At 70.8% G+C, this 1,044-nt stretch carries 1 protein-coding gene and 2 pseudogenes; all 3 read right to left on the reverse strand.

Annotated features, from left to right (window positions below):
* Positions 1 to 149 (reverse strand): annotated as a pseudogene (locus ABTY56_RS38745) (ATP-binding protein); the annotation flags it as partial.
* Entirely contained in the window at positions 130 to 789 is a 660-nt protein-coding gene (locus ABTY56_RS38750) for a DUF742 domain-containing protein (RefSeq protein WP_350634393.1), read from the reverse strand. The pseudogene ABTY56_RS38745 and the gene ABTY56_RS38750, both read right to left, overlap by 20 nt.
* 161 nt (positions 790 to 950) lie before the next feature.
* A pseudogene (locus ABTY56_RS38755) lies at positions 951 to 1,044 on the reverse strand (roadblock/LC7 domain-containing protein); the annotation flags it as partial.

Raw genomic sequence — 1,044 nt, forward strand, 5'->3', positions numbered from 1 at the left:
GTCATGACGGCTTCGGTGCGCAGGGGGTTGATCTCGGAGACGGCGCCGACGAGCGTGGTCTTGCCGACACCGAAGCCGCCCGCGACGACGATCTTCGCGGAGGTGGTGGCGCGGGTGGGGGCGGCCGCGTTAGAGCTTGCGAAGTCCACTGAGGACCCTTTCGAGCAGCGTGACGTCGGGCTGGTTTCCGGATTCGCCGCCGGAAGCGGGCTGGTGGATGGCGACCAGGCCGGCCTCGGCCAGGTCGGCCACGAGGATGCGGGCCACTCCCAGGGGAAGGGAGAGCAGCGCCGAGACCTCAGCGACGGATTTGACCTCCGTGCACAGCGTGCAGATCCGCTGGTGCTCGGGGAGCAGGGTGGCGAGGCGCTGCGGATCGACGTCCGCGGAGACCAGGGCCTCCAGCGCGAGTTCGTAGCGCGGCCGGGTACGGCCGCCGGTCATCGCGAACGGACGGATCAGCGGGCCGGAATCGAGCTCGTCCTCGAACTCCTCGACGTGCCCGGGCTCCTGGGCCGGCCGGAAACCGGGCGTCGGCTCGGGCACCGGGGCCCGCGTCGGGTAGCCGGGCGCCGGGGCACCGTAGGAGGGCTGCTGCTGAGCGTACTGCTCGTACTGGTCGTACTGGCCGTACTGCTCCTCGGGCCGGGCGTACGGCTGCTGGGGCTGACCGTACTGGTGCCGGCCGTACTCCTGACCGTGGCCGACGCCGGGTGCTCCGAAGGCGTCATGGCCTGTGCCAGGGTACGGAAGACCGTACTGGCCACTGCGGTCGTCGGGCGGTGTCACGGTTCCTCTCCTCACAGGGTGCGGCGGTGCGGTTCGGGCTTCGGCGCAAGTCCGGAGCCGGTGGTGCGAAGGCCGTACAACGTCCGAACCCGAGCCCGCCGAAGCGGGCCCGGGAAGGACGCGGAGGTACTTCGAATACCTGGACGGTATCCGACGAACCGTCAGTGCAGGAGACTGCCCTGGAGTTCCGCGCGAAGTGCGGGGGTGAGGACGGCGCCGGCGCGGTCGACGAGCAGGGCCATCTCGTAGCCGACG

Origin of the sequence: Kitasatospora sp. NPDC097691 (assembly GCF_040302665.1) — a bacterium.
In the GTDB taxonomy this organism is placed as follows: domain Bacteria; phylum Actinomycetota; class Actinomycetes; order Streptomycetales; family Streptomycetaceae; genus Kitasatospora.